We start from the raw sequence: 3,667 nt of genomic DNA on the forward strand, positions 1-3,667 counted from the left end.
CAGTGTCGCCACGTCAATCACTCCTAGTGCTCCTGCCACCAAAAGCAGCAGGTTAGGGTTCGTACGTGGGTCAGATTTCGATGGAAATTACCCGGCCAGGTGGGTCACTTCTGGATGGAAATCAACAGCAACCCCAAATAAGCCCCTTTAGCTGCCATAACGTGCCGCGCTGGTTCTTGTGCGGTGTCGCCTCCAGCCTCGGCACCAGTTGAGCGGGTGCGATGGGTGGGGGCTGGTCGGCAGCGGGGGCTTTTGACGGCAGTTGTGATTGAGTGCTGCAGTGGTTCGACCTTGGGGTTGCAAGGTGACGCTGTAAGCGCCCCAGGCAAGCCTTGCTCGATCAGCTTGCGCTTGCGCTGCGAAATCGCATAGCCCTCAGCCTGAGCGATCTCATCGGGCACCGCCGACTTCCTGCCCGAGGTGTTCTGCGCCACATGCGGCGTGACGTTCATCGCCACGCAGGCTTCGATGAACTCCTTCGCGTCGTAGCCCTTGTCGGCGCCCAGCGTGACTTCGCGCTCGTCGTCGCCCAGCGCCTGCCGGGCGTCTTTGATCATGACCTTGGCCGCCTCGCGTTCGGCAAAGCCATCGGCCTGGGTCACCATGGCGTTGGCAATCAGGCCATGACGGTTGTCGCTCAAGGTGTGGCCCATGTAGCGCAGCTCGCTGGCGGTGTTGCCCTTGCGGTACAGCCGGGCGTCGCCGTCCGTCTTAGATTCGTGCGTGTCGTTGCTGCGCCTCTGGCCTTTGAAGTTGCCGCTGGTGGTGGAGTCGTCGCAGTTGGTGGAGTTGTCGCCACCACCATCACCTTGGTCTTCATCCTTGAGCACAAAGCTCTTGTGTCCGGCCCAGGCCTGGATCAGCGAGTTCTTCAACGAGGTGGTGGTCATTGCGCAGCAGCGCGATCTGCTCTCGGGTGAACACTTCAGCGTGGACGGCACCTTTTCCGGTGCAATGCCGGGTCTGCCGCCCTTCACGTCGGCCGCGTACATGGCCGTGAGCACCGGGCCCAACTTCTCCAGCGCCGCGTTGGCGGTCTTGCGAATCTCGCGCAACGGATGCTTGGCAGGCACAAAGTCCTCCAGCTTGCGCATGGTGAACAGGCTCTCGGTAAAGGTGTCAGCGCCGCGCATGGTTCTCAGTCAGATCGGACCTTCTCATTGTCCCAGCCGCAGACCAAACGGGCACGGCGACTGGGTGGTATTTCAGCAGCCTGCTAGGCGGCCAGTCGGCCACGCCAGTTCCACATCGCGCTGGCACCCCCGCTCCAGGCGCCTCCTTGACAGAACTCGATTGCGGTATCCGTAGATGTATACCTTAGTGCGCGCAGTCGTGAGCGCACGCGCGAGTTCATCAGTTCTTACCGAACATCCCGCCCAGGGCGCCGCTGATGCTGCCGAGCGCGCCTCCCCCTTCGCTCCCGCCGGCCAGCACGGTTTCCACCTGTGCTGCAATCGGCGCGGGAACTTTCTCCTTGACGAATCCGACGACGGTTTGCATCGCGGTATTTGCCTGCTGTTCAGAAAGTCCGACTTTATCGATGAGGCGCTGGATAAGTTCGTTCATGGATGTTCCTGCGTGCGCACTTTCGCGCCACTCACTTATAGTCCGATCGCCGGTGCTCACCCTGCGATCTTCCTAAGATTTTGGTCACGAGTTGAGTCAGCGCAGTGGGCGCGACCGACGCGTACCCAAAGAAGAAATTTCGGCTCAGCAGGGTTTGAGCTGTTTTAACTGAACCGTTCCTTCAGGAATCCGAGAATGTATGGCGTCGCCGCCGCGGCGACCGTGGACGCCGTCGACGGGTCTAGCCCTGCGCGCGCAGCCAGGGACTCCGCTACGCGACCAGAGACGATGCCTTCACCACCGTCCACGAGGGACTTGAAGAACCCGTCTCCCCGCAGCAAGCCTGCGGCCAACCCCGCGAAAAAGCTCTTTCCGGCGTGCTCCCCCATCAGCCCCGGGCTTTGTTCGTCCACGTGCGCGTGGACCGCCTCGGTCGCATTGCCTAGAAGTTGTTGGGCGTCCGGAGCGCTGATGCCTTGTGCCCCCAGCGCCTGAACAGCCTCCTGCCCATGCGCTGAAGCCAGGAATTCGGTAACAAGCTGCTGTGCATCCATTCTCATTTCTCCTGTTCGAAGGGCGCAACCATCACATCACGCAACCCCGTGGCGAAGGTACTAATGCCGAACGAGAGCATCGCGGATTTCCCGCAGCAGCACGACGTCCTCGGGAGTCGCTGGCGCCACGGCTGGCGGCGGCGCCTTCTTCAACCTGTTGATCTGCCTGACCATCAGAAACACGATGAACGCTAGTATCGCGAAGTTCAACGCCACCGTGATGAAGTTGCCGTACGCGAAAACGGCTCCGCCCTTCTTTGCTTCGGCGAGTGTCGTCGCAGTCTGCCCGGCAAGAGGAACGAAATAATTGCTGAAGTCCAGCCCCCCCAACAGCCGGCTGATGATCGGCATGATGATGTCGGCCACCAGCGAGTCGACGATCTTGCCGAACGCTGCCCCGATGATGACCCCCACCGCGAGGTCCATCACATTGCCCTTCAGGGCGAATTCCTTGAATTCGGACGCAAAACTCATAGCTCCTCCAGGTTGTTCTTGTCAGGCGGTCGTCGCTCGTTGCGCAGCGGTGGCGTTTTTAGCCCTTGGCGTCCGCGACGCACTTCTTTACGAAGCTGGTCTTCGCCGCGCCGGCGACCTTCTTCTCGGTAGCCTGCGTATCGCAACTCGCCGCTGCACCGGTCGCACCTGCATTGGCATTGCACTTTTTCAGGAAGCGGGTCTTGGCTGCCCCGGCCAACTTCTTGGAGCCAGCCTGTTCGTCACATGTCGTAGGCACCGACGTTTTTGCGTCGGCCTCGCACTTATTCGTGAACGAAGCCTTCGCGGTGTCTGATAGCTGCTTTGCGGCGGCCTTCACATCGCACGATTCCGTAGCCATCGCGAAATTGCAGAAGAGCAGTGCGCACGCGGCTCCGATCATCAACTTCTTCATCGCGTTTTCTTTCAGGCTCGTCACCTCGGGTGCAGCATACGTCAATCGAATGACGCGCGCCAGCCCTCGAGTCGACGCTTCGTTTCGGGGCGGGTGCTGATGGTGATGCCGCGGTCGAAACCGAGGTGGTGTATGAGTTCCCGCAGGATCAGCAGCGGCGCGGGCGTTTTCCACCCGGCATTTCGAAGTTCGATACCGGTTTGGCAAGGGCGCGCGACGTGACCCCTTGAGAACGTCTTCCGACTTGCTCGCGATTGAGGGGCGCACCCGCCTCGCCAGGCGTGGGCGACAGGCCTTGCAGCCGCCTCGATGACCCGGTGCGTGGTGGCCCACATACGCGCGGCGCGGATCGCCTCCTTCCCTCGGCCTACAGACTCGCCCTCAGCGCGATGGCTCAGATGGGTTCCGTGCTTCTTGTCTTCGTGTGGTGTGTCACTAGCGCCCTCGTTCGGGCCGGCCGGCCACCTTAACGATGCGGCGACTTGGCTGCATCTGCGGTCATCAGGGGACTGGGATGGTAGAGCTTGGCATTATTGAGCTTCTCTAAATTCATGACATCACCAGAGCGTAGCCTGCATCCAGCAAGCGGCGATGATGGTGGGGCGCTTCTGTGCGCTCTTGAGTTTGTTGCGGGCCGTCGCGTGCAGCTCCGCGAGAT

At 61.2% G+C, this 3,667-nt stretch carries 4 protein-coding genes and 1 pseudogene; all 5 read right to left on the bottom strand.

Annotation, left to right across the window (positions count from 1 at the left end):
- Nucleotides 1–311 precede the first annotated feature (311 nt).
- Nucleotides 312–1,133 (bottom strand): annotated as a pseudogene (locus IM725_RS19700) (IS5/IS1182 family transposase); the annotation flags it as partial.
- Nucleotides 1,134–1,353: 220 nt separating this feature from the next.
- Entirely contained in the window at nucleotides 1,354–1,566 is a 213-nt protein-coding gene (locus IM725_RS19705) for a hypothetical protein (protein ID WP_193782345.1), read from the bottom strand.
- A 164-nt stretch (nucleotides 1,567–1,730) separates the two neighbouring features.
- Nucleotides 1,731–2,120: a hypothetical protein gene (locus tag IM725_RS19710; protein ID WP_193782346.1), complete on the bottom strand. Its 390-nt coding sequence runs from the start codon at nucleotides 2,118–2,120 to the stop codon at nucleotides 1,731–1,733.
- 60 nt (nucleotides 2,121–2,180) lie between these two features.
- Entirely contained in the window at nucleotides 2,181–2,594 is a 414-nt protein-coding gene (gene mscL, locus IM725_RS19715; RefSeq protein WP_193782347.1) for a large conductance mechanosensitive channel protein MscL, read from the bottom strand.
- 58 nt (nucleotides 2,595–2,652) lie between these two features.
- Nucleotides 2,653–3,033 (bottom strand): hypothetical protein, encoded by a 381-nt coding sequence (locus tag IM725_RS20555; RefSeq protein WP_321576225.1) that lies wholly within the window; start codon nucleotides 3,031–3,033, stop codon nucleotides 2,653–2,655.
- Between the last annotated feature and the right edge of the window lie 634 nt (nucleotides 3,034–3,667).

The organism is Ramlibacter aquaticus, assembly GCF_015159745.1.
Taxonomy (GTDB): domain Bacteria; phylum Pseudomonadota; class Gammaproteobacteria; order Burkholderiales; family Burkholderiaceae_C; genus Ramlibacter; species Ramlibacter aquaticus.